A 6,709-nucleotide genomic window follows, 5' to 3' on the forward strand; every position below is an offset into this window, starting at 1 on the left:
TTGCCAATGACGTGTGGACCGTTCGTGTGCACGGGCAGATCGCGGTCGGTCGTCTTGGTTCAAGGACCGACGCTGATCTTGCGTGGGAAACCCACCTCCTCCAACACCTCAACCGTAAAGGCATGACCGTTCCGGTACCGGTTCCGGCGACTGGCGGCTGCCTGTTCGTGGACGGTCTAGTAGTGATGAAGTACGTCGAGGGCGGACCGCCCGAAACGATGTCAGACTGGCGTCGCGTCGCCGATGCACTCCGTGAACTGCATCGGTTGACCCAGGGCTGGCCGCAGCGGCCTGGCTGGAGATCATCGACCGACCTCCTCGGTGCTGAAACCGGAACCAGGATCAATCTTGCTGCGATGCCGCCCGAGGGCGTTATTCGATGTCGAGCAGCGTGGGCGCGGCTAATCGGGCGTGAGACATGCGTTGTTCACGGCAATCCGAACAACCCTGCCAACGTCCGCATGACCGCAGATCGGGTCGCGTTGATCGACTGGGACGAGTCACATGTCGACGTGCCCGACCTTGACCTGGTACTGCCCGGCAACGCTGCTGATCTCGACGACGGCACACATGACATCGCAGAGCAGGCGTCGGCCGCATGGGAAGCCGCCGTCTGCTGGCAGGACGAGTACGCAGTGAAGCGGCTTGCCGAAGTTCGAGCGGTCTGAGCAGTTCTGCGGATCGACAGAAGTGTCTATGCCGGAACCTCCGAGGGCCATATTGCGCCAACCCACCAGTCATTGCCACTCCCCCCGAGCCCGATTATTCTTGCTGCGGATAATGTTGTCGGGAGACGCGCGTGAAAACAGCTATCATCTTCGACTGCGAGTTCCTTTGCATCAAAGGCTCTCAGAGTCGTTTCTGGTGTGCAGCTGTCGACCCCGACCCTGTGATTGCTCAAATCGGAGCAGTTAAAATCGGCCTCGAAGAAGATTTCCCGATACTTGAGACTTTCAAAGCTTACGTGACGCCGCGCGACAGGCATGGCGCTCGATATGCAATCGACCCCTACTTCACAGACCTCACGGGCATCACCGTGGAACAAATTACGCGAGATGGCAGACCTCTGCAGACAGCGCTGGACGATCTTGACCGCTTTTCTGATGGTGCAACCTTCTGGTCATGGGGGAAAGACGAGCTGAACATGATCGCAATCAGCTGCTACGTCGAAGGCATTAAGCCACCGATTCCCGCGCCCCGGTTTGATAACGCCGTGAAGCTTCTGCTTGCTGCTGGGATGCCTGTCGAGGATTTGGCGCGAACGCCCAGCAACAAGCTTGCAGATTATTACGGCGTTGAGCATCCGGACTTACAGGGGCACGATGCGTTGGACGATGCACGCTCTGTCGCTTACACGCTCCAACATCTTCTTACGTCCGGGAAGCTACAGCCCTCTGCCTTTGGCAGCGAAGGCCATCTTCCGCTTCGCACCAATTGCAGTCATTGTGGCGTCTCAATTTCCCTTGTATCGACGCAGATAGCGACAGTTTGATCCTGAGCTTCCTGTAGTTGATGTCGCTGACGACACTACCTCAGCTCGCTCGAAAGGAATCGTTATGCTCAACCCGGTCATGAACGATACAAAGTGGGACGAACTCGGTTTGGCGATGCATGCGCTTGATCCAACTCCGGCGTGAAGTACGCTTTCGACAAATGGCTACAGATACGGCCCTGATTACGAGTGGCTTCATCATTTTCGCATTGGCGGTTACAAGGACATTGTCCACGTCGACATTCACGTCGAAACATCGGATCAGCGCGATCTTGTTCGGTCTGCACTGAAGAAAATCCATGTGCCAGGTGAGGAAACAGCAGACCGCTTTCGTGTGTTCGGCTACCTCCAGAATGCTCACGTTGCAGACTACGTTTGAAGTCCAGACTGACCAGGTATCCTGCCCTAGCCGATGGAGGATTGCACCACTGCGGCACCGAACGTATCCGCTTTGGGGCGAGAGCAGCCGTCACTCACTTGCGCCGAACTCTTCCTAAATGATCCAGCACCTTTACGCGTTTGCCGGGGCTCCCCGAGAAATGATCGGTGGCAGATCGGCCTTGATGATCTTCTGTCGTAACACTAACCACCCTGAATGCTCCCTGTCCCGAGAACCGAGCGGTCAATTTGCGAAAGTCTTTAATATTAATCCCGTGGCGATCACAGAGAGGGCAATACCAATCCATATTCCTTGATAGCACATGCAAATTTATGACTAACTGTTCCGCCCGATGTTTCTGACATCCAGTTGAAGAAGAGCAGGAACGACGGATGCTCTATATTGGCTCGACAGACAGCAATGAGACCGCGAAAGTACGCCGTGCCATCGCGGAACGCGGCTTGTCTTCCCATATGAATGATACGAAGTGGCGAGCACTTTGCACGGCCGTAGCCGAGGAATTTCCCTTTCCACCGCCTTATCAGGTGAAGTGCGTTCTTTCAGATATGGCCCATCTGAGAGCGGCGGTGGAAAAGTCGGCCACGGTAGCGGCGGCATAGTGCTGCTGCGGGCGGAGTAAAATCCGGCCACCTATTTCCTTTCTGCAATGATCGCAGGAGGGACGGGGGATCTACACCGTGGAACTTTATTTGAGGGTTCGCCTGGCTGTTTCCGAAGGGATGACGCAGCGACAGGCAGCAAAGCATTTCAACGTATCGCGCGACAGCGTTGCCAAGATGCTGTCGTATTCGACACCGCCCGGCTATCAGCGACGTTCGCCGATCCGGCGTCCGAAGCTGGATGCATTCGTTTCGACGATCGAGCAGTGGCTGGAAGCTGACATGGTGATGCCGCGCAAGCAGCGGCATACTGCCAAACGGGTGTTCGACCGGCTTCGTGACGAGTGCGGGTTCACCGGCGCCTACACGATCATCAAGGATTACATGCGCGAGCGGGATCAGCGCCGACAGGAGGTATTCGTGCCACTGTCGCATCCGGCCGGCCATGCGCAGGCCGACTTCGGTGAGGCGACGGTGGTGATCGGCGGCGTCGAGCAAAAGGCCCGCTTCTTCGTGCTCGATCTGCCGCATAGCGACGGCTGCTATGTGCGGGCCTATCCGGCGGCGGTGGCCGAGGCCTGGGTGGATGGCCACATCCATGCGTTTGCCTTTTTCGGAGCCGTGCCGCAGTCGATCGTCTATGACAACGACCGTTGCCTGGTGGCCAAGATCCTGCCGGACGGCACACGCAAGCGGGCGACGTTGTTCAGCGGCTTCCTGTCCCACTACCTGATCCGGGATCGCTACGGCCGTCCCGGCAAAGGCAACGACAAGGGGAATGTCGAGGGTCTCGTCGGCTATGCCCGACGTAATTTTATGGTGCCGATCCCGCAGTTTCCGACATGGGACGCCTTCAACGCTTTTCTGGAAGAGCAGTGCCGCAAACGCCAGCGCGACAAGCTGCGCGGTGAGAGCGAGACGATCGGCGAACGATTGCAGCGGGATTTGGCGGCCATGCGCCCCTTGCCCGCGTCGCCGTTTGATGCCTGCGACCAGGCCAGCGCTGTTGTGACGGCCCAGTCGCTCGTCCGCTATAAGGCGAACGACTATTCCGTGCCTGTAGCCTACGGCCATCAAGACGTCTGGGTCCGGGGCTATGTCGATCAGGTGGTGATCGGTTGCCGCGGCGAGGTCATTGCCCGTTATCCGCGGTGCTGGGAGCGGGAGGACGTCGTCTTCGATCCCGTTCATTACCTGCCGCTGATCGAGCAGAAGATCAACTCCCTGGATCAGGCTGCCCCTCTCCAGGGTTGGGACCTGCCGGAGGAATTCGCGACGCTGCGCCGGCTGATGGAAGGCCGCATGGCCAAGCATGGGCGGCGGGAATATGTGCAGGTTCTCCGTCTTCTGGAAAGCTTCGAATTGGCAGATCTGCATGCGGCGGTGAAGCAGGCCCTTCAGCTCGGCGCAATCGGCTTCGACGCCGTCAAGCATCTAATCCTGTGCCGGGTCGAGCGCCGGCCGCCGCGACTGGATCTGTCGATCTACCCGTACCTCACCTGCCGTCGTTGGGTCACATATCCCGCGAGTTCTTCGAACCCGAGAAGCGCGTGAAGCAGAAGAAGGTCGGCTCCCCGATCCCAACGCACCTGAATTTGCATTCAGCTTTCCGGGAACCAAAGCCGACAACACCGTCGTCCACTTCAATCCTTCGGCTATGAAAGCCGAAAGCCTCTCAAAGTGAAGGCTGGCGCGGGATAATGCTTCCGAGCTGTGCGTGTCGTTCAGGTGCCGTCGATCAGGATCAATGACGCCATTTGGCAACGCGTAGAGATGCGCCAGGAGAACTGGCGAGCGGGCTAGAGCAGAGTTTTGTTGCCGCTCCGCCGGATGGCCTCAGTCTGCACACGTACCGAGGATTGGTGTCATCAGCCGCACGTGAGTATCGATGCGCTCGAGAACCTTCGCCGGAACAACTTTCCGATCCGGCAGTGACCACCACAGCTGATTGACGAGCTCAACCGTGTCGACCACCGCCCCGAGAACTGCGGCTTCCGGCAGGCGTGCGCGGTTGGAGAAGGCTTTCCACCGCTGTACGTTCAGCGCCTTGAAGTGGCGCTCGCCGGCAAGCGACAGAGCCATGGCATCCGCGGGGATGTAAGGGACCGTCGAGAGCACGTCATAGACAGGCGCGAGTTGCGGTTTGTCGCCTGTCTCGCGATAGATCAATGACCAGTTCTTCAGGTGCATGTCGCCATTGCCGGTTATGGCAGCCAGAGCCAGCCGGCGGACGAACTCGAGAGCAGCGGTGGACGAAACGGCAACGTTCAAGGCTGCAGCGATATCATGATAGGCGGCACCTTCGTACTTCCGCGAAGGATAGACGCCGAACACCTGGGCGAAATCCTCGATATGGATCCGCTCACCGTTTGCGCCACGGTCGAAGCGTTTGACAAGCAGGACTTTTCCAGCCGACAGCGTCTCGAATTCCTTCGGTATACCCTCGAACTCCGATTGCTCGACCAGTTCACGTTCGGGAACCTCCATGCCGATCGCTTCAGCCAATGCGAGGTTGGCATATTCATTTTCCGACACGCCGGGAAATGAGGTCGATGGAAACTTGGCGATGTAGGATCCCTGGTCGTCGCCGAGCGGCAGCGTCAATCCACCGCCCTTGCCCGTGTTCTTGATCACCGAAAGCTTCATCTGAACACCGGCAAGCGAGAACCGGGCTTTCGGTTTGGAAGCAGGCAGGTTGTCGAGACGCATAACCGTTCCGTCGCTCGGCACGACGCGGACCGCACCTGGCAGATCCGACCCGAGCGCAACAAGCAGGTCGAAATCGTTTCCTGCGCGAACACTCCCCGCATGGTGTTTTTCCATCGCCTCGCGCAGCTTGTCTTCGGGGAGCAGATTGGCAAAGAATGCCGGCAACGCACGGGCTACGGGTTTCGGGTCCTTGCGCAATCCGCCAGTGGCTGCGCGAAAAGACAGACTGAGCACCGGAAAGCCGCCCGTTTCACGATAGCTCTCCGCGAAGCTGAAGGCGTTGAAGTCGCCGGGCGTTCTGACGATCGTGCCGACCTTCACGTCGTTCAACAGCACGTCGAGCGACGAGATGGATTTCGGATCGGATGAAGCTTCAGACATTCTCATCCTCATCTGGGTGAGCCATGAATGCCGGCAGATCGTCGAGATCATCCTGAGGCCGCAGCAGCGCGCCAACGGCCGGCACCATGGCTTGCGGTATGAGCATCAATTCAAGCCCGAGAGCGCGGGCGATATTGATCAGTGTCGTCGTGCGCGCAGAACTGCTTCCGGCTTCTATCTCTCTATAGCGGGGACGCGATATACCCGCCATGTCGGCAACCCGCTCTTGGGTCAATTGCCGGACTTTACGCGTAGCCTTCAGCAACTGCCCGATCTCCAGCAACGATTCTGACTCAGACCGTGCCATCTACCTATCCCACCATTCTCCGTGGAGTAAGGCAAAGCTATCTCAAACATTCCAGGATCGGTCAACCAAAAAGATGTAAATACGGATCATAATCTAAAAATTGATCCGTTTATATGTCATTTACGCTGTTTTCTGAATGGTAGTGCCACAGCCGGCGGGTCTGCCCACCATACATGCTTTTTTAAAAGCATGCTCCTATTCCCGCTCGCCCTCGGTACTGGTGCCGGAGAGAAACGGAATGAGCATGCCCAAACACGATCTTTCATCACGTCATTTTCAGCGAAAAATTTCGGAATTCTGCGAAGTGCGTATTGCACCGATATCCTCAAAGCGGGTTCTAGAGAATGTCCGCTCCTATCTGATCAGCCTGATCATTTACCGCAAACGGCCACCGATCCTGAACGGCCATCTCGATTGGATCGCGATTGGAGACGCCTGCGGGATCGAAGCCGACATGACAGCCGAGCTGAAGAAACAACTGCGGCCGGCCTTGGACGCGATCATCCGCTGGCTGAAGGCGCCCCCCGTCAGCGAAGACATTGCGCCGACAAAGTTGCCTGTCCGCGCATGCAAAGCTGAGGCGGTCAAAAAGAAAGCGCCATAAACGGTCATAGCCGGTCTCCTTTACAGTGTGGCTTCGCAAAACCACTGTGAGACCTTAGGCCTGGCTATGACCACCTGCTTCGCCTGATAAGGTGTTGGTTTCCACGCAGAACTGATGGAGTGGATGCCCCCTCCCGATGGCATCGCGATGTGCCAAAGTGATGTTTGCAACAACGTCACTCAGAGGAGAGAGCATCCATGAAGGAAGTTAGCATTGT

At 57.6% G+C, this 6,709-nt stretch carries 4 protein-coding genes and 3 pseudogenes; 5 read left to right on the forward strand and 2 right to left on the reverse strand.

Annotated elements, in window-relative coordinates:
- From C5L12_RS27195 to istA, 4 genes and pseudogenes are all read left to right on the forward strand, one after another.
- Positions 1-668 (forward strand): phosphotransferase (locus tag C5L12_RS27195; RefSeq protein ID WP_105375111.1); only part of this gene is annotated, 668 nt, incomplete at its 5' end.
- 131 nt (positions 669-799) lie between these two features.
- A pseudogene (locus C5L12_RS27200) lies at positions 800-1,408 on the forward strand (3'-5' exonuclease); the annotation flags it as partial.
- 855 nt (positions 1,409-2,263) lie between these two features.
- A complete protein-coding gene (locus C5L12_RS27210; RefSeq protein WP_105375113.1) occupies positions 2,264-2,491 on the forward strand; it encodes a DUF6678 family protein in 228 nt (75 codons plus the stop codon).
- A gap of 78 nt (positions 2,492-2,569) precedes the next feature.
- Positions 2,570-3,988, forward strand: a pseudogene (istA, locus tag C5L12_RS27215) (IS21 family transposase); the annotation flags it as partial.
- Between the two features lie 339 nt (positions 3,989-4,327).
- Here istA and C5L12_RS27220 read toward each other — a convergent pair.
- Together C5L12_RS27220 and C5L12_RS27225 are read right to left on the reverse strand one after the other, a co-directional pair.
- Entirely contained in the window at positions 4,328-5,581 is a 1,254-nt protein-coding gene (locus C5L12_RS27220) for a type II toxin-antitoxin system HipA family toxin (protein ID WP_105375115.1), read from the reverse strand.
- A complete protein-coding gene (locus tag C5L12_RS27225) occupies positions 5,574-5,888 on the reverse strand; it encodes a helix-turn-helix domain-containing protein (protein ID WP_105375116.1) in 315 nt (104 codons plus the stop codon). The genes C5L12_RS27220 and C5L12_RS27225 overlap by 8 nt, the downstream gene beginning before the upstream one ends.
- A 238-nt stretch (positions 5,889-6,126) precedes the next feature.
- Between C5L12_RS27225 and C5L12_RS29165 the strand changes: the two are divergent.
- Positions 6,127-6,424, forward strand: a pseudogene (locus tag C5L12_RS29165) (hypothetical protein); the annotation flags it as partial.
- Positions 6,425-6,709 lie beyond the last annotated feature (285 nt).

Source organism: Neorhizobium huautlense (assembly GCF_002968575.1).
In the GTDB taxonomy this organism is placed as follows: Bacteria; Pseudomonadota; Alphaproteobacteria; order Rhizobiales; family Rhizobiaceae; genus Neorhizobium; species Neorhizobium huautlense.

Coding starts and splice junctions, on each gene's coding strand:
- C5L12_RS27210 (WP_105375113.1), top strand. CDS start 2,264: ATGCTCTATATTGGCTCGACAGACAGCAATGAGACCGCGAAAGTACGC.
- C5L12_RS27220 (WP_105375115.1), bottom strand. CDS start 5,581: ATGTCTGAAGCTTCATCCGATCCGAAATCCATCTCGTCGCTCGACGTG.
- C5L12_RS27225 (WP_105375116.1), bottom strand. CDS start 5,888: ATGGCACGGTCTGAGTCAGAATCGTTGCTGGAGATCGGGCAGTTGCTG.